The organism is Mesorhizobium sp. M5C.F.Ca.IN.020.29.1.1 (genome assembly GCF_003997375.1).
Lineage (GTDB): Bacteria > Pseudomonadota > Alphaproteobacteria > Rhizobiales > Rhizobiaceae > Mesorhizobium > Mesorhizobium wenxiniae.
Genome location: NZ_RZSW01000004.1, coordinates 13730 through 36490 on the forward strand (window position 1 = coordinate 13730; position 22761 = coordinate 36490).

The window sequence follows — 22761 nt, forward strand, 5'->3', positions numbered from 1 at the left end:
ACTAATACCCTGCCGCGGCCAGTTGCTGGGTTTCGCGCTCGCGTTGCGCAAAGAAGGGCATGACCTCGTCTGTGAACAGGCGAAGCGTCTTCTTCTGCAGTTCGAAGGGCAAGTTGAAGCTGAGGCCGAGACAATATTGATCGACGCCAGCTGCTTCGTAGTCGAGCAGCTTCTCGATCACTTCGTCGGGCGTTCCGAACATCAGGTTCTTGCGGATATTTTCCGGGTTGTAGTTGTCGCGGCCCTTAACGCTTTCGAAGGGCACGGCCTCCGGGAAACCGTTCTTCACGGTGCCAATGTTCTGCATCAGGTTTTCGAAATAGCGACCATAGTTCATGCTGTGCTCGACGGCGAGATGCCAGTCATCGACCTTGTCATAGACACAAGTGCGCCGCTGCATCATGAATTTTGGGCGTTTCACCTCGGGATGATCGGCGACCGCCTTGTTGAACTTGCTGGCGAGCACGCCGATTTCCGCCGCCGGAAGCGAGAGCGGCGTGGAGAGAATGTTGGCGCCGATGCCGAGCGCCCAGTCGAAGGTGCCGGGATCGCGGGCGGCGACCCAGATGCGAGGACCTCCCTTCTGCAGCGGCTTCGGCACCGAGGTCGCTCGCGGAAAATTCCAGTACTGGCCCTCATGCGCATAGTCACCGGCCCAAAGCTTCTGGACCGCCGGCACCAGTTCCTTCATGTAGCCGACGCCCTCCTGCTGCTGGACGCCCGGCGCCATTCGGTCGAACTCGTACTGATAGGCGCCGCGGGCGATGCCGAATTCCAGGCGCCCGTTTGTAAGGTGATCGCACAGTGCGGCCTCGCCAGCGAGACGGATTGGATTCCAATAGGCGGCGGCAAGCGTTGCCGTTCCCAGGCGGATCCGGCTCGTATGCTGAGATAGCCACGTGAGGATCTGAAACGGATTAGGTGATATCGTGCACTCGATTGTGTGGTGCTCCGGCGTCCAGATCGCCTCAAACCCGCCGGCGTCCGCGATTTTGGCAAGTTGCAGCAGATTGTCCATTACGGCCGTCATCGAGGTTTCTGGCGAGAAACGCTCCATGCCCAATGAGACGGCAAATTTCATTTCAATCTCCCTTGGATGGTTTGTCCCAGTGTTTCTGACGGTCAGCGCAGTCGAATGACAAAGGGATCCTGCATGGCGCCGGAATAGTCGATGACGACATTTTTTGCCCTGGAGAACTCGCGCATGACGTCGAAACCGCCACGCCTGCCGTAACCACTTTCCTTGAAGCCGCCATTTGCGGACATGTAGGCTGCTGACCGGTAGGTGTTGATCCAAACGGTACCTGCATCGATCCGGTTGGCGAAGCGCATCGCCCGGTCGATATTCTGGGTCCAGATCCCGGACGCGAGGCCGTAGCGTGTGTCGTTGGCGAGTTCGATCATGTCTTCTTCCGAGGAAAAGGGCATGACACCAACGACCGGTCCGAAAAGCTCGTCGCGCATGAAGGACATATCGTTCTTGGCGTCGATCATGACGGTCGGCTCGAAATACCAGCCGCGGGCGAGTTCTTCCGCCTGAGGACGCTTGCCGCCTGACGCGATCCGTGCCCCTTCCTTGACGCCCGAAGCAACGTAGGACTCGACTTTCGTCAGTTGCGCCGACAGAGCCAGCGGGCCGATATCCGTCTTGTCCTCCAATGGGTGGCCGACGGTGATACGGTTGGTGCGTTCCACCAACGCTTCGATGAAGCGGTCGTAGACGCTGGCCTCCACGAAGCAGCGCGAGCCGGCGACGCAGGTCTGGCCCGCAGCCGCGAAGATGCCCGAAACGACCCCATTAACGGCCTTTTCGATATCAACATCGGAAAAGATCACGTGGGGAGATTTGCCGCCGAGTTCCATCTGGCACTGCGCAAGGTTGGCCGCCGCGTTAGCGGCAATTTTACGGCCGGTATCGGTGCTGCCGGTGAAGACGTATTTTGCGATGCCCTTTTGCCGCGTCAACGCGTCGCCGGTTACCGCACCCGTTCCCGAGACGACGTTGACAACGCCGGCCGGAAACCCCGCTTCCATGATTAGCTCGGCCAAGGCCAGCGTCGAGGCGGTCGCGTGCTCGGAAGGCTTGATGACGATGGTGTTGCCAATCGCCAAACAGGGAGCGAGCGTTCCTGTCAACATCATCAGCGGCGAGTTCCAGGGTGTGATCATGCCGACGACGCCGATCGGTTCGCGCATGTTGAAGTTGAGCTGGTCCAGCTTGTTGACCGGGATCGTATCGCCCTGCAGTTTGTCAGCCATGCCGGCAAAGTAAGTGTAAGAGTCCGGGATCGAGCGCATCTGCGCCCGCATTTCCTTGATCAGCTTCCCATTGTCGCGTGTTTCGATCAGCGCGAGGTCGTCGGCATTGGCGAGAACCAGATCGGCCAGCTTGCGCACCAGCTTTCCGCGATCGGTCTGCGTCATACGTCGCCAGGCAGGATTGACGAATGCCTTTTGCGCCGCCTCAACCGCCAGTCGCACATCGTTGGCGTCGGCTTCCGCAAACTGATACCAGGCCTCCGCGGTGGTCGGGTCGAAACTGTCCAGGTAGCGACCGGATGTCGGTTCGACAAACCGGCCGTCGATAAAGAGGTTGAGGCGCATTCCCTCGAGCGATTTCACCGTCGTCTTCATCGTCGCTTCCTGATTTCGGGTTAGTCTTGAATGGCCTGATGCCACGAGCGGGCCTCGCCCTCGATCATTGCCAGTCGCCCGCCGTCGCCGGAATCCATGTAGATGCCAAAGCGTTCCTGCTTGCGCTCGCGGACATAGCGGCGGAGCATCGCCCGCAATTCCCGGGTCGGGATGAGGTCATAGGGCAGCTTGTCAATGGCAAAGAACCGCAGGTCTTCCGGCAGGTCGCGCCCTTGTCCGCCATCGGCAAGTCGGGCGCGATAGATTAGATAACCGGGGTCGCAGTCAGCAACATCGAAGATCGAGTAAAGAAAGGTCTTGTCTGACAGCAGCTTGAGGGATTTTCCGTCGTTGAGCGGCAGTTCGCTGCCGGCCTTACGGCGTTTGGCCGTTGGCAGAGCCCAGCCACCGCTTCCATCCGCTCGCAGCAGAATCTCGCCGCTGGCTTCGATCAGATAGCCGATGATCATGTTGTGCGAGGCCAGCCAGCCGGACGGCAGCGGATCCTTGACGCTGGCGTATCGGCCGCGGCAAAAGCCGAGGGGCGCTGAAGGGCTCGTGCCGAAAGCCTGCACCTGGCCGATCAGGATGACATGATCGCCTGCATCGACCCTGTTGTAGATCGTGCAGTCGAACCAGGTAAGGCTGTCCGTCAGGATTGGCGCGCCGGTATGAACGCGGTCGTGATTGACGGACTGGAATTTATCGGGGGATTTCGAGGCGAAGATCGCCGAGATGTCGACCTGCCCCTCATGTAGCAGGTTAACGGCAAAGGAATCCGCCGTCGTAAAGGCAGCAAAGCTTGACGCCGATTTTGCGACGCAGACGAGCAGCAGCGGCGGATCGAGCGAAACCGAGGTGAAGGAATTGGCCGTCATGCCGCGCGGATTGCCGTCCGAGTCGCGCGTGCTGATGATGGTGACGCCGGTGACAAAGGTTCCGAAAGCGCGACGCAACGCGATTGGGTCGATGGCCGTCGCAATCTTTGCGGTTCCCGTGGTCAACATGGGATCAGCGCCTCCTGCTGGTTGATAGCGGGAAGGCTAATCGCAAGAAGAGCGAGCTTCTTCCTTCATTCAGCCGGAAGAGCGCGGAATATATTGCTACTGTTTGCGGTAAGAGACGAAGGGTGCCGATCCGCCGTCTCGAGGGTCAGGTCGATTGATCGTCAGCCACGACTTCCGTGACACCATGCAGGTGAATGGCCAATTCGATGGCAAAGCGCTGCTCGGGCGTCTCGACATTGATGCCGAACATTTCCTGGATTCGCGAGAGGCGATAGCGCAGCGTGGTTACGTGCAGGCCCATCGCATCGGCGCAGGCGCCGCTGCGGCAGCCTTCCCGCAGATAAGTCGACAGCGTTTTCAGATAGGGCGTGCCATGCTGGCGGTCGTGGGCGGCGATGGCGCCGATGCTTTCCTGCACGAAAGCGCGTACATCGTCGGCGCCTGCGGCCGCTACGAGCATCGGCAACGGCCCGAAATCCTGGCCGGACAGCGCACCGGTGCGACCGAACGAACGGGCGATGGCAATCATGCGACTGCAGCGATCCCAAGCCAACGGATAATCCGTCAACGTGGCACAGACGTTGCTGGCGATGACGATTGGTTCTTCGTCAAAATATTGGCCGAGATCCGCTGCGATACGCCGCATCAGTTTCGATGTCCGCTCCTGTTTCCAGATCTCGTCACAGGGAATGAGGCACACCAGCCCGCCATCGATGGCCACCACGCTCGCGGGGACGGAAGCTTGCTGCATGATGCGAGCGAGACTGTGATGCAGATCGACGGACGTTCCGCCAAGATTCTTCGCGCTCTCGGGAAAGTCGACGACGACGATTTGCTGAGTTGTCATGAAATTGATGCCGAGCCGCTGGGCCCGCTGCTGGACATCTGCCGCGTCGCGCCAACGCCGCTCCACCACCTCGAAGAAAAGCTCGGTCTGTGTGCGGGTTTCGAAACGGAATCGGATGAAACTGCGCATCATTTGGACGCTGAGCGCGAACTTGGCGCTGTCAAGCAGCAACTGGTCCAGATCGCTGAAGGCACGCGACGTGGAAAAGATGATCAATGCCCCGACAAGTTGGCGGTCGACCGTCAAGGGCTCGATGCGGGCGGCGAGATTGAGCCGGGAGCAGCCGTCATCGAGAAAAAGCGTCGCCCCGCTGTTGCCGCCCCGCTCAATTGTATCGCGTGCTGCCTTTCCCAGTTGTCGGCTCAGCGGACCCGCCGCTGACGATTGCCAAGCGACATCATCGAACTGCACCTCGCTTGGCGAGCGGCCGGCGACAATCTGGTTCGCAGTAAAATCGACGACGACGACCGGATTGGGCAGCAGGCTGCCGACCATCGCCGACAATGAAGAAACCGAGCCGTCTGCAAGCACGTGTTCAAGTAGTGAGGTGTGCGCCTTGAGCGCCTTTTGCAACCTGTCTCCGGCCTGCCGTTCGGCTTCCAGCCGCTGCTCCCTCTCGATCGCGATGGCGCCGAGATGGACGATCAAACCCAGAAACGCCAAATCCTCTTCCGGGACCTCCATGATATCCCGCGACACAACGCTCAGCACCATTGGCCGGCCCTCGAAGTCGCTGCAGTTCATAGGCATGACCAGGACGGTACGGTAGTCTCGCTCGAAAGCTTCGCGGCGATAACCTGGAAACTCCTCGGATTCGCGCACGTCGCGGATGTAGACTGGCTCGTTCCGCTTCAAGGCGATCAGCGAGGGGCTCGTCGCCAGTTCCCAACGGTCAGGGAGCGTTCGCTCGATCAACGTCGGATCATAGCGAACCATCACATGGGCATAACCATGAGCGGCATCGATCGACATGATCGAACCGAGCGTCCAGTTCGCATGGCGGCAGGCGGCGAAAACCAAGTGCTTCAGAATCGTGACAAGATCGCCGCCGGAATTGATCTCACTCGCGACATCTTTGAGAACCGAGATTTGCGCCTTCCTGTCCACGATCGCTCCCTGCGCCACGACCCGCTGAGTTAGGCATGCGACGAAGCTGAATTCTACATCGTTTCGAAGTGCCGGCCATTCTGTTTTTCCTCCCTAACGAAGGAAGACATTCACCGTCGTTGCTCATTAGGTTGCGCCACAATCCAGCGAACAGATGAGGAATCCATGGATCTCGGAGTGAGAAAGTTCTGCACATTCATCGAGGAAGTATTCGTCGAGGGTGGCAAGAAAGCCGACCAACCGATCTCCATGGTGGTGGTCGCAGCCGTCTTGAAGAACCCGTGGGCCGGTCAAGGGTTCGTTGAAAATTTGCGCCCTGAGATTCTCCGGTTGGCGCCGGGTCTTGGCGCCGAAATGACCAAGCGGTTGGTGGCGCTCTTGTCGGCGGATAAGGTCGAGGCTTACGGCAAGGCGGCTTCGGTCGGCGTCAATGGCGAGATCGAACATGCATCGGCGCTGATCCATACCTTACGGTTCGGCAATATGTTCCGCACGGCGGTAAACGGCACGACCTATCTGAGTTTCACGAATACCCGCAACGGGCCTGGCGCCCTTCTTTCCCTGCCGATGACCCACAAGAGCGAAACCGGCAAGCGCTCCCACTTCCTGACGGCCAGTTTCCAGGTTCCGGACGCGCCCGGTGCGGATGAGATACTGATCGCCATTGGCGCGTGTGATGGCGGGCGGGCGCATCCGCGTATCGCCGACCGCTTCCAGGACCTGGCGGAAATGGAAGCTGAGGAGCAGGCACGCTGAGCTTCCTCTTTCGCGGTAATCCCGAGGCGCCGAAATGACCTTCCTCTATGAGTGGGCAGCGATTTTTGCCAAACGCGCGCCCGAAAACGCATTCCACTATCGGGCGGACGCGATCGACCCGCGTTCGGTGAAATATCTCGGCGTCTGGAATCAGCCCATAAACCTAAGCGCGAAGAGCCGGAGCATTGAGGCTCTCCGCCTGAGGGCCACCGGCCCCCGCCAGGCAAACCTATAAACAGTGCTAGCTGTAAATGGGCCGGGCCGCTTAGTACCGTCGGCCGCAAACAAGGCTTGGGAGGGTCCGTCATTCGGTTCCTGCCGCGCCATGACGCGGAGCTTGGAACTGTGACGGCACATGCGACCACCGAAGGATTTAGCGACTACAGGGGCTACCGCACCTGGTATCGCGTAATCGGAGATCTCAACTCGGGCAAGCTGCCGCTGGTCATTGCTCACGGCGGGCCGGGTTGCACCCACGACTATGTCGATTCGTTCAAGGAGCTTGCCGATACCGGGCGGGCCGTCATCCACTACGATCAGATCGGCAACGGCAAATCGACCCATCTGCCCGACAAGGGCGGCGACTTCTGGACCGTCGATTTCTTTTTGGGCGAACTCGATGCGCTGCTCGCTCACATTGGCATTGCCGAGCGTTACGCCCTGCTCGGCCAGTCCTGGGGCGGCATACTTTCGGCCGAACATGCCGTGCGACGTCCTGCAGGGCTCAAGGCATTGATCCTGGCCAATTCGCTGGCCTCGATGGCGCTATGGGTGGAAGGCGCGCTGCAATTGCGCGCCGGGCTGCCGGCCGATGTGCAAAATGCGCTTGACCGGCACGAGGCCGCCGGGACCACCGATCACCCGGATTATGTTGCGGCGACCAAAGCCTTCTACGAACGCCACGTCTGCCGTGTCCTTCCGACGCCGCCGGAGGTCGCCCGGACATTTGCCGCAATCGACGCGGATCCGACGGTTTATCACACCATGAACGGACCCAATGAATTTCACGTCATCGGCACGATGCGGAACTGGAGCATCGTCGAGCGCCTGCATCTGATCGAGACGCCGACCCTGGCGTTCCGCGGATTTTACGACGAAGCGACCGAAGCCTGCGTCCAGCCTTTTCTCGATCATATTCCCGACGTCGAAGGCATGGTCTTCCCCAATTCCAGCCATATGCCGCATGTCGAGGAGAAGGACGACTGCCTCGCCGCCGTCGGACGCTTTCTGGCCAGATACGACTGAGGTCCATACCCCCACATCAGCCTATCCTTGCGCAAGCTCATTGTGCAGGGCTTAGAGCCGCCCGATTTGCTCATAATCTTTCCACGATCAGCCGCGATGGCCGCGTCCCATCGAGAAAAACCGTGTTGCGCGCCACTTGCCGGCTACGGCCGAGGCCAGCCGGCGCACCGGTATTCGGATTGACGTCGAACTTCGGAAAATTGCTCGAAGAGATGTCCAGCCGCAGCCGATGGCCGGCACGGAACAGATTGGCGGTCGCAAATAACTCGATGCGAAGCCGCATGATCTCCCCGGGCTTCACGAGCTCGGCTCTTTCGAATGAATGCCGGAAACGGCAGCGGAAAATCCCGTCTGTCAGGTTCAGGGCAAAGCCCGTCGGATAGTCGGCGCTCGGTGGATAGACGTCGATCAGTTTCGCCGTGAAATCGGTGTCGGTTGCATCGGTCGCCGCCCAGAGCTCCACCGCCACCCGTCCGAGCACGGTCAAATCGTCGGCAAGCGGCTCGGTCTCGAAGGAGAGGACATCGAGACGGGCGGAAAGCGGCAAGCCAAAATTGCGGCAGCCGAAGAACCTGTCGTCCTCTCTCTGGTCGAAGCCGCCGCCGGCGAAGATCGGCTGACCGCTGGTCAGCGCCCCGCCGATGGTCGGGACGGGATCGGCGGGATCGAAATCATAGGTCAGCGCGACGGCGTCGGCCGCAGGAAAGGCCTCCGAGAGCCTGCCGTTGGGGTGCAGATAATAGCTTTGCTCCGTCACGCCCGCCAGCGGCCACCGCTTGGCTTTGATCCAGCGGCCGCCGTGATCGAGACGGCCCGTTTCATTTTTCGTGCCCTTTCCCCCGCCCATGACAAAAAGGCGGATCGGCTCCTCGTCGAGATCGCCCTCCGGCCCGCTCTTCAGCCAGCGATCGAACCAGCGTCGACGAAACTCCAGCCAGCTCGCCGCCACATTGCCGCCGAGCGGAGCGTTCGGTCCGAAATCGACGTCGCCGGCAAAGGACAGATTGCGGTCGCCGTGCAAGCCCGGACCCATGATCAAGGCGAGCGGCCGTTTGCCATTGCTGGCAAGGCCAGCCAGATTCTCGAACGTCGTCGGGACATAGACGTCGAACCAACTCGACATCAGCGCGATCGGAATGTTGGGAATGGCATCGTAAAAGCCCGCTGCATGAATGCCCACCTGCTTCCAGAAATCGTCGAAGGTCTCGTGCCGCCACTGCTCGAGCAGATAGGCCTCGTATTGCGGAGCCCAGCGGAGCGGCGAACGTCCCTCCGACCACGGCATTCTGCCGAACCAGCGATGCAGGTTTTCCGCTCCGAGCGCCTTTTGGCCCAACTCGTCGCCGGCGGCAACGGCGCTCTCGCGGGCTTCCCGGTAGGCCCAGGTCGCCTGCTTCAGCTCGAACGCGCCACCTTGGCGGATGCCGCAGGTGAAGGCGTTAGAGAACCCGCCGGAATCAAGGATCATGGTAGCAAGAGCCGGTGGCGCAAGGCACGCCGCCGCCATTTGGGTATGTGCGGCATAGGAAAGGCCCATGGTGCCGATCCGGCCGTTGCACCAGGGCTGGGCTGCGATCCATGCAAGCGTGTCGTAGCCGTCCGGACCTTCGGAGCGATATTTGACGAACTCGCCTTCCGAGCCATAGCGGCCGCGGCAGTCCTGATAAACGACGATGTAACCATGGCGCACGAAATGCTCGGCGACCGTCGCGCGATCCATCGGTTCGGTCATACCGACCTCGAGCTCGGCACGCGACGCCATCGCCTTGCCATAAGGCGTCCGCTCAATGATTACGGGAGCTGGCCGGTCCAGCGCGCCGCCTCCCCTTGCCGGTCTGTAGATGTCGGTCGCCAGTCTTACCCCATCGCGCATCGTCACCATGACGTCGCGGCAGAGCACCATGTCATCGGTCACGGACTGGAGCGCCTGGAGGTCGGTCATCTCTAAAAATTCCAAGGCGTTCAGACGGCAGCGTCATTGAGGTGGCATGCGCTCTTGTGTCCGGCAGCAACCACCTTCAGTCGCGGCGCTTCGGTCCGGCAACGAGGCATCGCGTGCGGGCAGCGCGGGTGGAAATGACAGCCGCTCGGCGGCGAGAGCGGGCTCGGCAATTCACCCTTGATCGCGGCAAAGCCGCGTTTGGTGGTTTCGATCCGCGGCACCTCGGCGAGAAGCGCCTGCGTGTAGGGATGGTTGGCCCGGGCAAATATCTCCTCGGACGGGGCCTCTTCGACGATGCGGCCGAGATACATGATCGCCACCCGATCGGAGATGTGCTCGACCACCCCGAGATCGTGACTGATGAACAGGTAGGTGAGGTTCAGTCTCTCGCGCAGGTCCATGAAGAGATTGAGGATTTGCGCTTGGATCGAGACGTCCAGAGCGGCAACGGCCTCATCGCAGACGAGAAATTCCGGCTGCACGGCGAGCGCGCGCGCAATGCCGATCCGCTGGCGCTGACCGCCGGAAAACTGATGCGGAAAGCGGTGCTTCAATGCCGGATCGAGGCCGGCACGTCGGAACTGTTCATCGACAAAGGTGCCGAGATCGCCGCCGACCAGCCCGTGAACGCGCGGGGCCTCGCCGACGATATCGGCCGCTTTGCGGCGCGGATTGAGCGAGGCATAGGGGTTCTGGAATATCATCTGCACGCGCAGCTTGGCTTCACGCCGCTCGGACGGCGGGAGCGCCTTCATATCCTTGCCGCGCCACGATACCGATCCCCTGGTGGGCGACACAATGCCGGCGACGATCCGCCCCAGCGTGGACTTGCCGCATCCCGACTCGCCAACGAGGCCCAGAACCTCACCCCTGCGAACGGCGAGACTGACACCGTCGATCGCCTGCACCCTTGCCGCCGGTTTGGCAAGTTTGAGCGAGATCGCCAATCGAGCAGCGAGATCGGGCCGAGTGCCGAAGCTGTGAGAAATCTCGTTCAGCTCGATCAGCGGCGTCATCCCGCCAGAACCCGGTGAGGAGCTTTGAATGTTTGCCGCAACCGGAGTGGAGGAGATCATACGCGGAGCTCCGGCAAGGGATGGACGCAACGGTGCTCGCGCGGGCCAGCAGCGAACAGCGGCACCGCCTGGGCACACACCGCATCGGCACGTGCGCAGCGCGGGGCGAAAGCGCATCCGGTCGGCAGCCGCGCAACACTGGGCGCCATTCCGGGGATCTGCCGAAGCCGCTCGCCGCGCTGGTTGCGGCTGGGAACGGAGTCGATCAGACCGGCGGTATAAGGGTGCAGCGGACGGGCGAGAACGTCCGACACCGGACCGGATTCGACGATGCGGCCCGCATACATCACTGCGATCCGGTCGGCGAGCCGCGAGACGACGGCGAGATCATGCGTGATCCAGATCAGCGACGTGTTGTTCTGCGCCACGAGCTTTTGCATCTCGGCGAGAATCTGCGCCTGGATCGTCACATCGAGCGCGGTGGTCGGCTCGTCGGCAATGATGAAGTCCGGCTGGTGCAGCAGCGCGATAGCGATAACGACGCGCTGGCGCATGCCGCCGGAAAACTGATGCGGATAGGCCTGCAGCCGCTCGTCCGGGCTCGGAATCCCGACCATACCGAGCGCGTCGCGCGCCCGCGCCCTGGCATCGGTGCGCGAGACGTTTTCATGCGCCTGCACCGCCTCGATCATCTGCGTATCGATGCGCAGGACCGGGTTCAACGTCATCATCGGATCCTGGAAGATCATGGCCATGCGGCGGCCGCGCAGCGCTCGCATCTCCTCGCGGCTGGAGCGGGTGATGTCGCGGCCGTTGAAGACGATCTGACCGCCGACGATCGTCCCGGGCGGATCGACCAGGCCGATGATGGAAAAGCCAGTGACCGACTTGCCGGACCCGCTTTCGCCAACGAGACCCAGAACCTCGCCGCGCGCGACGCTGAACGAGACGCCGTCGACGGCTTTTGCTTGTCCGAAATGGGTCCTGAGATCGCGGACTTCGAGTACGGTCGCATTCATTCGCGCCCCCGCGGGTTGAGCACGTCGCGCAGCCGATCACCGACGAGGTTGATCGCAACCACGGTAATCAGCAGCGCTACGCCCGGATAGAAGCTGATCCAGGTCATGCCGGAGAGCATGTACTGGTAGCCGTTGGCGACCAGCAGGCCGAGACTGGGCTCGGTGATCGGCACACCCAGGCCAAGGAAGGACAAGGTCGCCTCCAGCGAGATGGCGCGCGCCACCTGCACCGTCGCGATCACGATCAGCGGCGGCAAGCAGTTGGGCAGCAGATGGACGAACAGAATGCGCCATCGTGGAATAGCGAGCGACTCCGCTGCTTCCATGTATTCCTTGCGCCGCTCCACCAGCGCCGTGCCGCGCGCGGCACGCGCGTAGGTCGCCCATTCGACGATCACCAGAGCGAGTACAACGTTGAGGATTCCTTTGCCGAGAAAGGCGAGGATCATCAGCGCAACGAGAATGGAGGGGAAGGAGAGTTGCAGATCGACGATGCGCATGATCGCCGTCTCGGTCCGACCGCCAACATAGGCGGCGAGCAGGCCCAACGAGGCGCCGAACAGCGCTGCGAAAAGCGCCGAGCTGACGCCGACGCCGAGCGATATGCGCAGGCCATAGATGATGCCGGAAAGCATGTCACGACCCTGGTCGTCGGTGCCGAGCCAGAACGTCGTGCCCGTCATCGATTGCGAGCCGGGCGGCAGGCGACTGTCCATGATGTCGAGCTGGTTCAGGTCGTAGGGATTTTGCGGCGCTATAAGCGGCGCAAGCAGCGCCAGCCCGATGACCGCGGTCAGCAGCACGAAACCGATAACGGCGGCGGGCGAGCGGAAGAATGCCCGCACGAGCACTTGAAACGGCGCCTCTTCACCCTTTTCGGCCTCGACCGGCATCGGCGGCGGCAAGGTGTCGACGCTCATCTCACGATCCCTCGCCCTGGAGCCGCACCCGCGGGTCGAGTGCCGTATAGGTCAGGTCGACGACGAGATTGATGATGACGAAGAAGGCGACGATCGCCATCAGGTAAGCAGTGATGATCGGACGGTCCAGCACGTTGATGCTGTCGATGATCAACTTGCCCATGCCCGGCCAGCTGAAGACGCTTTCGGTGACAACCGAGAAGGCGACGATAGAGCCGAATTCCAGGCCGATGATGGTCACCACCGGGATCATGATGTTCTTCGAGACGTGGACGCCGATCACGCGCGTTTCTTTGAGGCCCTTAGCCCGTGCGAACTTGACGAAATCGAGCGGAAGGACTTCGGCGACGCCGGCGCGAGTCAGGCGTAGAATGAGGCAGGCGTCGAACAAGGCGAGGTTCACCGCCGGTAGGATCAGGTGGGCAAGGCCGTCTTTGGTCAGGAACGCCCATTGGACGCCGAACAGTTCGGCGGTCTGGCCGCGCCCACCGCTCGGCAACCAGCCGAGTTGCACGCCGAAAAACATGATCAGCACCAGCCCGACCCAGAAGGTCGGCAGCGAGAAGCCGAGGATGCTGACGGTCATGATGACTCGGCTCAAGATGCCGTCCGGCCGCAGCCCGGCATAAAGCCCGAGCGGCACGCCGACGACGATGGCGATGAGGATGGCAGCGACGGCCAGCTCGAGCGTCGCCGGCAGTCGCTCCAGGATCACCCTGATCGCCGGCTCGTTGTAGACGTAGCTCTCGCCAAGGTCGCCATGCAGCGCCGCCCAGAGGAAGCGGAGATACTGCTGCCAAAGCGGCAGGTCGAGCCCGAGGGCCTGGACGACGCGCGCGCGCTCGATCTGATCGGCGTCGGGAGAGATCAGAATGTCGACGGGGTCGCCGATGACGTTGATCGCGATGAAGACGATGACCGTCATGGCGAACATGACCATCACGGCCTGGAGCAGCCGGCGCACGACGGCTGCGGTCATGGCATCGCTCTCCAGCCTGATTGCCGGAAAGGCTCGTCGGTCGTCTGTGCGCGGCACATCACGCCGGCACCGCCATCGCCATGCCGTCGCGCTGCGGATCGGCACCGCCGCGGCAAACTCCGTCTTCGATCTGGATGCCGTGAAGGGCGGCAAAAGCGTAACTTTGCCAGGAGCGCTTCACCTCGTAGCCCCTGCCCTCGATTTCTTCAGTGACAAAGCGCGGAATGCGATTGGAGACGTCGATTGTGTTCGACACCGCCACGATCCTCGGGGCGGCCACCGCTTCGGGCATGCTCATATCGAAATCAATGAGGTTCATCAGGCCCTGCGCCATGGACGGCGCGATATAGCTGCCGCCGGGCGCTCCCATGACGATCACGGGCCGGTCGTCCTTGAAGACGATGGTGGGCGCCGCAGAGCTGGCCCGCCGCTTGCCGGGAGCCAGCGATCCGGCCCTGCCCGGCCTTGGGTCGAAGCGGCTCATCGTTCCGTTGTACATGAAACCCAAGCCATCGGTGATCGCCCCCGACGGACTGCCCAGCGTGTGGGTCAAGGCGACGGCGTTGCCCTCCCGATCGACTACCGAAATATGAGTCGTCTCGCGCGGCGACCGGTCGTCGACGCGCTCGATCCTGGCGCGCAGCCCAGCCTTGATCTCGGCGGCAAGCCCGCCGCAATAATCGCGGGACAGCAGCCGCCCGATCGGCACGTCAACATAGGCAGGATCGCCGAGGTGGCGGTCCTTGTCGATGGTCATGCGCTTCATCGCCTCTGCCAGCAGGACGATGTGCTCGGCACCGCCATGCTCCATGGCTCCAACATCAAAATGCGCGAGGATGTGGAGCAATTGCAGCATGGATATGCCGCTGGCGGGCGGCGGGCTGGTCGCGATATCGTAGCCGCGATACTCGCCCCAGAGCGGTTGCGCGGTAGAGAGCTCGTAGCACGCCAGATCATCCGTCCCGATGAGGCCTCGGTTGGCGGCCATGTCGGCGGCGATTTCTTCGGCGATCTCGCCCTTGTAGAAAATGTCCGGACCGGCCGCCGCGATGCGCTCGAGCGTTTGAGCGAGATCGGTGTTGACGACGACGTCACCTGGCAGCTTCACCGTGCCGTCAGAGCGAAAATAGATTGCGCGCCCCGTCTTGCTGAAGCGCAGCTTGTCAAGTGTCCGCACTTCGCCGGTGTCGACGCCGTCCTGCGACCAATACCAGTGGACATGCGGGCGGACCATGAAGCCTCGCCTGGCCTGCGTGGCGGCGGGTGCGACGACATCGGCCCATTCAAAAGTGCCATATCTCGCCAGCGCCTCAGCATAACCCTTGATACTGCCCGGCGTGCAGACGGCGAGGTAGCCGATCTCGCTGATGCCGCCTTCCAGCAGAAAGGCGAAGCCATCGCGAGACTGGCCGACCAGGAGGTCGCTCCACATTTCGGGCGATGCTTTGAGCGGCGCCCTGGCGTAGAATTCAAGCACCTCGTGCACGCCGCGTCGCGGCATGTAGACCTGCATCGAGCCAAACCCCCGATGCCGGCCATTTGAGGGTCGACGACGCCTTGCATGAAAGCGCAGGCGATCGCCGCATCGACGGCGTTGCCGCCGCGCTTGAGCACCAGCGCGCCCGCCTCGACCGCCTCCGGCTGCGGCGCAACGATCATTGCGTTCATCTTGAGGCGTTCCGTCGTTCCTTGAGCGCCTGGGCCAGGAAATCCTTGACCGGATCGAGAACCGCGTCGCGTTCGTGGGATACCCCGGGCAACAAATCAAAGCGTACGCGCACACCGGCTTCCTCGAACGATCGACACAACGTCCTGAGGCGTTCCGGCCTCGTTTGTCCTGCATCGTTGGCGCCCGGCATCCAATGGGTGCTGCCTTGGACATGCGTGATTTCCCAGGTCTCCAGGTCGGCATCGCCGACGATCATCTGGACCGGCACTTTTGCCAGCGCTGCGGCGTCGAAGGTGATGCCGAACTTCTCCGCCAGGTCGCGAATGCCCACCCACCAGTCCCGCGTGGGATCGAGCAAGGTCACCGAGCCTGGCGCACCGATCGACGCCGCCCAGAGCCTGTCGGGATGGAGGATGGCGAAGCGATGGGTGAAGTGCCCGCCGCCGGAAAATCCGAACATGGCGAAACGGGTCCAGTCCTGACGGTATTTCGCGACAACTTCCTCGACTATGGCGAGCAGCACCTGATCGTAGCGGATGTCGCCCTCGATCATGTATTTGTATCCGCTGCGGGCGTCGTCGCCGAGAACGCCCATTGGAAACACCGGGCACAAGATGGCGCAGTCGTTCCAGCGTCCGAACTCGGCGAACGCGTCGCGGAAACCCAGGAACGAGGTGCGGCCTGTGCCATGGACGGCCACCAGCAGGTCGACTTGGGCGCCTTCCCCAACCGCGGGCGGTACATACAGGCAATAGTGGAAGCGTGGGTCTGATTTGGAAGCAAAGATGGCGGTCGCGCCAAGATCGTATGTAGCGCGACCGCGATCCGCGACGGATCCCGTGGCGATGCTCGTCAAGTCTAAAACTCCTCAGACAGTCTTGGCATTCATCGCCAGCGTATACTGGTCGGCCCGCGTCGTGAACTGAAGGTCCTTCCGGGCAGCCACGACGAGGACCTCGTGGTGCATCGGAATCACAGCGACGTCGTTGAAGACGATCTCGCTGAGCTCCGAGAGCATCTTTTCGCGTTTGGCATCGTCCAGCGTCCGCTTCGCCACAACCAATTTGGCATCGAGATCGGGGTTGGAGTAGCGGCCCGAATTGGCAATACCCATACCGGCATCCGGGTTCTGCGTCGCGACCAGCGCTGTCATCGGGTTAGAGGTTTCGCCCGTGTTGACGCCCCAGGAGTCCAGATTGATGCTGAACTCATGGGCATCCGCCTTGTCGGCATAAACCGACCAGGGCATGACCTCGACGCTGACTTCCAGGCCGATGCGGGAGAACATCTGGGCCACGGCCTGCACGATCTTCGAATCGTTGACGATACGATCATTGGGCCCGTGGATCGTCAGTCGGAAGCCGTCGGGGTAGCCAGCCTCGGCGAGCAGGGCCTTGGCTTTTGCAGCGTCGAATGGAACGGGTTTGATAGCAGCCGAGGTGCCCGGGGCGCCGGCAGGCAGAAACTGCGAAGCGACAATGGCATTGCCCTGCATCAAGCGCTCCACAATGGCGCTGCGGTCGATCGCCATGGACAGCGCCTGCCGCACGCGCAGATCCTTCAGCGGGTTGCGGTCGAGCGGCTTGCCGTCCTTGCCAGTGATGAAGGGCGTGACGTCCCGGAACGTGTCCAGCGAGAAGAAGACGACCCGGCTCGAGACGCCGCGAATGATGTGAAAGCGCTCGTCTTTTTCGACGCGAGCAACACCCTCGTAGGGCACCTGTTCAACGAGATCGAGATCGCCGGCGAGCAGGTTGGCAAGCCGCGCGCCGGCATCGGTGACGATGCGGAGCTCGACGTCCGGCAAAGCAGGCTTCGGTCCCCAGTAGTTTGGATTGGCGGAAAGCGCGACACGGTTGCCGGAAACATATTCCTTCAGCACATACGGGCCGGTGCCGATCGCCGCGGTGCCGTTGTTGAACTGATCGCTAGGGGTATCCTTGAACTTGGCGCGGATGATGCGAATGCGACTGAGGGAATTGGGCAGAAGCGGCTCCGGCTGCTTGGTTTCGATGAGAAGCTTGCCGGGTTGGGGCGAGGTGATCGAGTTGATGTTGCGCGTGTAGGTCCGGAACGACGCCGTGCTTTCGATGGTGTTGGCCCGGTCGAATGAGACGACGATGTCGTCTACGGTGAGCGGCTCGCCGTCGCTGAAGCGCACGTCGGGCCGCAGGTCGAACTCCCAATGGGTGTCGTCGACCACGCGCCAGGCCGTCGCGAGCCCCGGTCTGGAGATCGATTTTTCGTCGTTGATGACAAGCGTGTCGTAGATGTGGGTGGCAAGCGCGTTGTTCGGCGCATTGCTCTTCAGATGCGGGTCTAGCGTCGTCGGCGGAGCAGCCATGCCGATCCGCAGCTGGCCATTTCCCGCGGCCTGTGCAAGCCCCGTCCAGCTAATGCCTTGCAAGACAGCGGCACCCCCGAGCGCCCATTGCATCAGCGAACGGCGCGATATTGTCCGGTTCATCATTGGTTCTCTCCGTGTCCACTCTGGATAGTTCCGTCGGAGGAGTTCTTTTCTGCTGCCGCTTGCCATCATCGAGTCCAGCCCAGGATCCGCTGTCGGTGCCGGTCTCCCTCCTGACGGCGAGTTGAAACTAAAGCTCCTCCGTTTGTCAATACAGATAAACCGTTGTTTCACTAGACGAGACAAATTTTCTCGTTTAGGCTTCAGCATGAGAGTTTTGGCGAGGAACGAGAGATGGCCGATCAGGCAGACACCCGGTACACAGTCGATTCCGTCGATCGCGCGATCAGCTTGCTGCAGACTGTGGCCGGAGAGGCCGATCTTGGCGTTTCCGAAATCGCGCGGCGTTCCGGCGACAGCAAGGCACGTGCTTTCCGGCTTTTGCAGACGCTGGTGCGACGCGGTCTGCTGGCGCGGTCATCGGATGGAAAAGGCTATCGCCTCGGCCTCGCCGCGCTGATGCTCGGCCACGCCGCCAGCGAACAGATGGACCTGATCCGCATTGCAAACCCTGTTCTGGAAGAACTCGGTCAGGCGATCGGCGAAACCACCCAGCTGCGAATCCGCGATGACCAGGAAAGCCTTTGCGTCGCCAAATGGGAGCCGAAGCGGGACCTTCGCGTCAATGCGATTGTCGGCCGCCGGCGGCCGCTACATGCCGGTTCGAGCAAGGCGTTCCTGGCCCATATGGATGATGAGGAGCGCGAGGCCATTCTTTCGGGCCCGTTGAAGCGCTTCACCAAGAAAACTGTGACCGATCCTCGGCTTCTAAGGGGCGGGCTCGAGCAAATCCGCAAGGCGAAGTTTTTCGTCAGTCGCGGCGAGATCAACGACGATCTGATTTCGATCACCGCACCGGTGTTCGTGGCACCGGGCAAGATAATCGCGGCGCTGAACATCGCTGCCCCGGAAAACCGGGTGCCGGAAGAGCGGATAAGCGAACTGGGCGATATGGTAGCCCGGGCCGCCCATCGTATTTCCGCCGCCCTTGGCTTTCGCTCGCCGGCCAATGAGATGGCGAGTTGAACCGGTGCCAAACATCACACGACTTCCTTGGCGGATTGTGACGAGGGGTGTATCTCCGGAACGGTGAAAATCGACACCTCGCCCTTGAAGCCTTGGAGTTCAAAGGCGCCTGCCTGCACAACCGGCATCGATGCTCCTTGCGCAAATCCGGGACCAAGCACCAGAGGGATCCTCAGCTTTTTGGTGGTTGACTCGAGCCGTGCCGCGCGGTTCACCGGCGAGCCGATCGCGGTGTAATCGAAGCGCCGTTCGGAGCCGAAATTCCCTACGGAGCAGATGCCAGTTTCGATAGCGACGCCGATTTGGATAGAGGGGTGCCCGCGCGCCGTGAACGCCGCGTTTTCGCGCCTCACCCGTTCGATTAGGGCAAGCCCCGCTTCGAGCGCACGCTCGCGATGATCTGGCTGGTCAAGCGGCGCGTTCCAGAAGGCTAGCACGGCATCGCCCATGAACTTATCGATGGTCCCGTCCCGCTTGAGTATCTCATCGGTCGCAAGGCCGAGGAAGTGATTGACCACCTTTGCGATTTCTTGGGCATCGAGTTGTTCGCTCATCGCCGTGAAGCCGCGTATGTCACTCAGCAGGATTGTGATCTCGCGCTTCTCTCCGGACAGGATCGCTTCGGTATCCGAATTTGCGAGGCGCTGCACCACGGAGGGCGACAGATATTGGGAAAACTGCCGTGCCAGGGTGGACCGGCGCTGCTCGCTGCGCCTGTAGAGGACATAGCCTTCGAAGCCTGCTAAGAGGATCGTCGCAAGCGCCGGCTGTAGTGGGTCGTAGAGCTTACCCTGCAGGCTGTATTCGAGAGCGCCGAACGCGAAGGGCGTGGCAACAAGGAGCGCCAGAGCGAGGGCGCCAAGCATGACACGCTGGGCGAGAACTCCCGAAAGTCCGATGAAAACGAGGCCACTGAGGACCAACCACAGCCGCTCGAGCGTACGCGCTTGCGTTGGCTCTGCAAGATAGCGCGCGGCAAGCATCTGGCCGATTGCATCAGCGTGGATGTCCACGCCTGGTCGCGCCGGACGCGTCGGGGTTGGCAGGTACTGCATCAATCCCACGGCCGACAGGTCGACAATGGCGATGGCGTTCCGCAGCAGCGGATCGCCGCGGCCCGAAAGAATACTACCGGCAGATATGCGCGGCGTATTGGTGTCGGTTTCCCAGAGGCGGATGCTGCCCTGCGGTTCGAGTGGCACGATGGTCCCGGCCATCCTGAGCGCGTCAAACCCGGCGGCATTCATCCGGGCTACGTAGCCGTTCTCTCCGGCGTAGAGGCGCAGGAGTTCGAGCGCGAAGGACGGCCAGAGCTGAACGCCTTGAGCCGTATTTCGGAGCCAGAGCAGCGGCACATGGCGTAGTACGCCGTCGGGATCCGGCAAAGTGCGAATTGCGCCGAGGCCTGCAGCGGCGCTCGAGAAATCCGGAAGCGAGCCTGTCAGGCCGGTGAAGCCAGGAAGCGTCTCGGGTACTTGCCCGACGATCGACCAGCCGGCTTTGGGCTCTGCTTCTGAAACCGTCGCCTCGTTACCCAGGCTGACGGCGAGCGTCGTTCGATTTTTCGCCAGTGCGCTGGCGAGACGCTTGTCTCCGGCGATGCCATCAGGAGAGATGTCAGCCTCGGGCAGCATCAGCGCAAGCCCGATCACCGCCGCACCGGACTCGGCGACACCATCGACTAGATCGGCCAAAAGGCCACGGTTCCAAGGCCATCGCCCATATGCCTTAAGGCTCGCGTCGTCTATCGAGACTATGACAACAGGATTGCTGGTCGCCTCGCGCGGGGCGAGAAACTGGTAGAAGTCGTACGTACGCTCGCGCAGGCGCGATAGCGGCCCGTCGAAAGCAAAATGGCAAGCGAGCAGCAAGAGTACGACCGCAAGACCAGGTATTTTCCGCCTGGCAGCCCGCCGCCAATCAAGCGAGGGGCTCATGCCGATCGGCCGGGCTTACCGGCAGTCGGGAAAGCAGTCATCATCCTCATCATCCACCCCGCTGCCTACAGGGGGCGTTGAGCTGTCAGGGAATTCCATGGCCACGCCGGGCAACGCGCCGTCGGTGGACTTGCAGGCTTTGAGCGAGTTGCCGAGTGCTGACGCACAAATCGCGCTTACGTTCAGCCCCGGACCCGGTTCGCCTGGCATGCCGGTGCCGGCTATCCGATCGATGCTGTCCAATATCGGGAAGACGTCGATACCGCCGTAGCCGGTCAGCAGGTTGCCATTGTCCGACGTGCAGGCGTGGCCCGGGTTTGTGATCACGAGCTTGCGACCATTCAACATGCAGGTCATGCGGCCGGCGCGCAGTATGCCGACGGTCTGACCAGCTATCACAAGCACTTCAATGATGCCGCCTCTGGCTCCGAGCACCATGTGTGGCGTCGCAACTTGCATGTCGCCGCCCTTCGAAACCTGACCGCCGTAGAAACGGGCCAGGCCGCTGTTCATCCTGATGTCGATCTTTCCTGATCGGGACCCCGGATTGTAGACGAATTCATCGATCGTCAGGCTGGTGTTCGGACCAATCTTGGCGCTCGACTCGTCCCGGAACACGAGCATTCCCAGACCGGTGATATTGCTGCGCAGTTGGTCGCCGAGTTCGACGGCAGCGCCGACGTTCATCGCCTCGCGGTCATTGCGGATGATGTCGGTCTGGTAGGCCGTCATGGACCCGACCGTTTCAGCGACAGACGGTGCCGCAAAGCCAAGGCAGGCGATACAGGTGGCTATCTGACGATACAGGGTCCTCATCGCGGTCTCTTTCAGTTGAGCGTCAACGTGTAGCTCACGAGCAATTCGAATGAATTTCGGTCGCGGCTAGCGATATCGAAGTCGGTTTCGCGATAGGCGAGGTCGACGCTGACCTTCTGCCACTCAGTGAGCTGAAAATCGCTTTCCGAGGCAATGCGCCAGAAGTCGCTTTCTATGTTCGTGCTGATGCCGACGGACAAGTCGGGAGTGTCGCTGTGGCCGGCCGAGACGGCGACCTGGTGAGACCATACGAACAGGTCCGGTACTTCCATCAGCACGCCGCCGTACCGGATCTCGCCCATGTAGCTGTGGCCGATTTCGCCAGATCCGGAGGCGAAGTCATTCGTGCCGACCAGGCGCAATCCGAGCGCCTGGCCATTGCGGAAGCGGTAGCTGCCGCCTGCCTCATAAAAGACCCTGCTATCGGCGAAAATGCCTTGCGAGGCGCTTAGATCGATGTAGCCGCCGCCTGCAAAAAGCGTCGTCTCGACGGTCGGGCGCACAAGAAAGCGTCCACTGAGGCCGATGCCGGTTTCGTGGATATCGCTGTCGAAACGATCTGTAACGGTAAACGCCGAAAGCAGCAGGCGCAGCGAATCGATCCCACTGTTGGGCAGCCCCTTGTCCCAGGTGATCGCGGCGTTGCCGTGGATGAAAGTCTCCTTGCTACCCGGAACCGACAGGTCTGGCGTGAAAAAACGCTGTGTCGCCGTCAACGACCCTGAAAGAACGAGAGCGTCGGCACTTGGCGTGCCGAGGTCCCATCGCACAAAGCCTTCCGCCCGCCCATAGGGCGAGACGAAGCTGTCGTCGTCCTGGGCCCCACCGGGCTCAAAATCGGTGAATGCGCTGAACACGCCGCCGGTCAGGGCGAGTTCCCAGGTGACGCCACGCAACGCGCGCTCGATGCGGGCAAGCAGGCGAACAGCTTCCTGCTGCTCAGCCGCGGACAGGCCCCCGACCTCGATGCCGTACTGCACCTGCCGCCGGGCCAATTCATAGGAGCCGACATGATAGTACAACCGGCTGGCCGCAAGCCGGGCGCGGGCATCGCGGGGATATTTGATGAGATACTGCTCGACCGACGAGATCGCCTGATCGTACTGCCCGGCGTTGACGGCAACCGTGACGAACTGGGCGAGCGTTCTGTTGTCGGCCGGACTGGCGATGCGGGCTGAAAAAGCATCGTCATAGGCCGGATAGGGACCTTGTGCGCCGGCCGGCGATATGCCGGTGCAAAGCAGCGCCGCGGCGAAGCCGAAGATCATTGAAAACGAGGAATGCATGCCGAGAAACCCACCCCAACCCGACTAGTGCAGCGATCTAGCACGCCTGCACGAAAAAAAGCGACAGAACTGGCACAAAACCTTCCGA

At 61.8% G+C, this 22761-nt stretch carries 17 protein-coding genes and 1 pseudogene; 3 read left to right on the forward strand and 15 right to left on the reverse strand.

The annotated features are described in order from the left end of the window. Position 1: 1 nt before the first annotated feature. From EOA85_RS00890 to EOA85_RS00905, 4 genes are all read right to left on the reverse strand, one after another. Positions 2–1081 (reverse strand): LLM class flavin-dependent oxidoreductase, encoded by a 1080-nt coding sequence (locus tag EOA85_RS00890; RefSeq protein WP_127208004.1) that lies wholly within the window; start codon positions 1079–1081, stop codon positions 2–4. A gap of 41 nt (positions 1082–1122) precedes the next feature. Continuing rightward, positions 1123–2634 carry an aldehyde dehydrogenase gene (locus tag EOA85_RS00895; protein ID WP_127208005.1) on the reverse strand — a complete coding sequence of 504 codons (1512 nt, stop codon included), beginning with the start codon at positions 2632–2634 and terminating at the stop codon, positions 1123–1125. Positions 2635–2654: 20 nt separating this feature from the next. After that, positions 2655–3641, reverse strand: a complete 987-nt coding sequence (locus tag EOA85_RS00900; RefSeq protein WP_127208006.1) for a flavin reductase — start codon at positions 3639–3641, stop codon at positions 2655–2657. A gap of 145 nt (positions 3642–3786) precedes the next feature. Continuing rightward, positions 3787–5595 (reverse strand): helix-turn-helix domain-containing protein, encoded by a 1809-nt coding sequence (locus EOA85_RS00905; protein ID WP_127208007.1) that lies wholly within the window; start codon positions 5593–5595, stop codon positions 3787–3789. Positions 5596–5760: 165 nt separating this feature from the next. On the opposite strand from EOA85_RS00905, the gene EOA85_RS00910 reads away from it, so the two are divergent. Beyond that, positions 5761–6351 carry an amino acid synthesis family protein gene (locus EOA85_RS00910; RefSeq protein WP_065007065.1) on the forward strand — a complete coding sequence of 197 codons (591 nt, stop codon included), beginning with the start codon at positions 5761–5763 and terminating at the stop codon, positions 6349–6351. A gap of 345 nt (positions 6352–6696) precedes the next feature. After that, positions 6697–7596, forward strand: a complete 900-nt coding sequence (locus tag EOA85_RS00915) for a proline iminopeptidase-family hydrolase (RefSeq protein ID WP_127208008.1) — start codon at positions 6697–6699, stop codon at positions 7594–7596. Between the two features lie 70 nt (positions 7597–7666). Here the strand turns inward: EOA85_RS00915 and EOA85_RS00920 are convergent, their stop codons facing one another. From EOA85_RS00920 to EOA85_RS00955, 8 genes and pseudogenes are all read right to left on the reverse strand, one after another. Further along, positions 7667–9538: a CocE/NonD family hydrolase gene (locus EOA85_RS00920; protein WP_245485547.1), complete on the reverse strand. Its 1872-nt coding sequence runs from the start codon at positions 9536–9538 to the stop codon at positions 7667–7669. Positions 9539–9558: 20 nt separating this feature from the next. Continuing rightward, a complete protein-coding gene (locus EOA85_RS00925) occupies positions 9559–10554 on the reverse strand; it encodes an oligopeptide/dipeptide ABC transporter ATP-binding protein (RefSeq protein WP_127208020.1) in 996 nt (331 codons plus the stop codon). 56 nt (positions 10555–10610) lie between these two features. Next, on the reverse strand, positions 10611–11573 hold the full coding sequence (locus tag EOA85_RS00930) for an ABC transporter ATP-binding protein (protein WP_065007061.1): 963 nt from the start codon (positions 11571–11573) through the stop codon (positions 10611–10613). Then, positions 11570–12466 carry an ABC transporter permease gene (locus EOA85_RS00935; protein ID WP_127208021.1) on the reverse strand — a complete coding sequence of 299 codons (897 nt, stop codon included), beginning with the start codon at positions 12464–12466 and terminating at the stop codon, positions 11570–11572. The genes EOA85_RS00930 and EOA85_RS00935 overlap by 4 nt, the downstream gene beginning before the upstream one ends. Positions 12467–12494: 28 nt before the next feature. Beyond that, positions 12495–13472, reverse strand: coding sequence for an ABC transporter permease (locus tag EOA85_RS00940; RefSeq protein ID WP_127208009.1), 978 nt, complete (start codon positions 13470–13472; stop codon positions 12495–12497). Positions 13473–13530: 58 nt separating this feature from the next. After that, positions 13531–15140: pseudogene (gene ggt / locus EOA85_RS00945) on the reverse strand (gamma-glutamyltransferase). After that, on the reverse strand, positions 15137–15997 hold the full coding sequence (locus tag EOA85_RS00950) for a hydrolase (RefSeq protein ID WP_065007058.1): 861 nt from the start codon (positions 15995–15997) through the stop codon (positions 15137–15139). The pseudogene ggt and the gene EOA85_RS00950 overlap by 4 nt, the downstream one beginning before the upstream one ends. 12 nt (positions 15998–16009) lie before the next feature. Beyond that, the gene (locus EOA85_RS00955) at positions 16010–17611 is read right to left on the reverse strand and encodes an ABC transporter substrate-binding protein (protein ID WP_127208010.1); all 1602 of its coding nucleotides are present in this window, start codon (positions 17609–17611) and stop codon (positions 16010–16012) included. A gap of 231 nt (positions 17612–17842) precedes the next feature. Here EOA85_RS00955 and EOA85_RS00960 point away from each other — a divergent pair, with 231 nt between their 5' ends. Next, on the forward strand, positions 17843–18634 hold the full coding sequence (locus EOA85_RS00960) for an IclR family transcriptional regulator (RefSeq protein ID WP_127208011.1): 792 nt from the start codon (positions 17843–17845) through the stop codon (positions 18632–18634). A 14-nt stretch (positions 18635–18648) separates the two neighbouring features. Here EOA85_RS00960 and EOA85_RS00965 read toward each other — a convergent pair whose 3' ends face one another. The 3 genes from EOA85_RS00965 to EOA85_RS00975 all read right to left on the reverse strand — a co-directional run bounded on the left by EOA85_RS00965 (position 18649) and on the right by EOA85_RS00975 (position 22673). Then, positions 18649–20571: an adenylate/guanylate cyclase domain-containing protein gene (locus EOA85_RS00965; protein WP_127208012.1), complete on the reverse strand. Its 1923-nt coding sequence runs from the start codon at positions 20569–20571 to the stop codon at positions 18649–18651. A gap of 15 nt (positions 20572–20586) precedes the next feature. After that, positions 20587–21303, reverse strand: a complete 717-nt coding sequence (locus EOA85_RS00970) for a FecR domain-containing protein (protein ID WP_164759432.1) — start codon at positions 21301–21303, stop codon at positions 20587–20589. A gap of 95 nt (positions 21304–21398) precedes the next feature. Further along, on the reverse strand, positions 21399–22673 hold the full coding sequence (locus EOA85_RS00975) for a tetratricopeptide repeat protein (protein WP_127208014.1): 1275 nt from the start codon (positions 22671–22673) through the stop codon (positions 21399–21401). Positions 22674–22761: the final 88 nt, after the last annotated feature.

Coding starts and splice junctions, on each gene's coding strand:
- EOA85_RS00890 (WP_127208004.1), bottom strand. CDS start 1,081: ATGAAATTTGCCGTCTCATTGGGCATGGAGCGTTTCTCGCCAGAAACC.
- EOA85_RS00895 (WP_127208005.1), bottom strand. CDS start 2,634: ATGAAGACGACGGTGAAATCGCTCGAGGGAATGCGCCTCAACCTCTTT.
- EOA85_RS00925 (WP_127208020.1), bottom strand. CDS start 10,554: ATGACGCCGCTGATCGAGCTGAACGAGATTTCTCACAGCTTCGGCACT.
- EOA85_RS00975 (WP_127208014.1), bottom strand. CDS start 22,673: ATGCATTCCTCGTTTTCAATGATCTTCGGCTTCGCCGCGGCGCTGCTT.
- EOA85_RS00920 (WP_245485547.1), bottom strand. CDS start 9,538: ATGACCGACCTCCAGGCGCTCCAGTCCGTGACCGATGACATGGTGCTC.
- EOA85_RS00960 (WP_127208011.1), top strand. CDS start 17,843: ATGGCCGATCAGGCAGACACCCGGTACACAGTCGATTCCGTCGATCGC.
- EOA85_RS00930 (WP_065007061.1), bottom strand. CDS start 11,573: ATGAATGCGACCGTACTCGAAGTCCGCGATCTCAGGACCCATTTCGGA.
- EOA85_RS00970 (WP_164759432.1), bottom strand. CDS start 21,303: ATGACGGCCTACCAGACCGACATCATCCGCAATGACCGCGAGGCGATG.
- EOA85_RS00935 (WP_127208021.1), bottom strand. CDS start 12,466: ATGCCGGTCGAGGCCGAAAAGGGTGAAGAGGCGCCGTTTCAAGTGCTC.
- EOA85_RS00955 (WP_127208010.1), bottom strand. CDS start 17,611: ATGATGAACCGGACAATATCGCGCCGTTCGCTGATGCAATGGGCGCTC.
- EOA85_RS00900 (WP_127208006.1), bottom strand. CDS start 3,641: ATGTTGACCACGGGAACCGCAAAGATTGCGACGGCCATCGACCCAATC.
- EOA85_RS00940 (WP_127208009.1), bottom strand. CDS start 13,472: ATGACCGCAGCCGTCGTGCGCCGGCTGCTCCAGGCCGTGATGGTCATG.
- EOA85_RS00965 (WP_127208012.1), bottom strand. CDS start 20,571: ATGAGCCCCTCGCTTGATTGGCGGCGGGCTGCCAGGCGGAAAATACCT.
- EOA85_RS00910 (WP_065007065.1), top strand. CDS start 5,761: ATGGATCTCGGAGTGAGAAAGTTCTGCACATTCATCGAGGAAGTATTC.